At 38.3% G+C, this 243-nt stretch carries 1 protein-coding gene; it reads left to right on the plus strand.

What is annotated here, in order from left to right:
• Positions 1 to 243, plus strand: a 243-nt coding sequence (locus tag AWV70_RS23875) for a protein rep (RefSeq protein WP_160327673.1), incomplete at both ends; no start/stop codon positions are given.

The raw sequence follows: 243 nt of genomic DNA on the forward strand, positions 1-243 counted from the left end.
GCTGGCTCGAACTGTGGCAAGAGGTCACGAAAAACCCATTCATTACACAAGTTGACGTGCGGAAAGTTCGCAATGGTCGAGATGATAAAGTTTATGAGATTGCGAAGTACTCTGCAAAAGACAGTGATTATTTAATTAGCCAAGAAGTTTTCGAGGTGTTTTATAAAGCCTTAAAAGGCAAACGATTAATTGTCTATTCTGGGCTATTTAAAGACGCTATGACCAAATTTAAAAATGGTGAGT

The organism is Sporosarcina koreensis (assembly GCF_001531445.1).
GTDB classification, from domain to species: domain Bacteria; phylum Bacillota; class Bacilli; order Bacillales_A; family Planococcaceae; genus Sporosarcina; species Sporosarcina koreensis_C.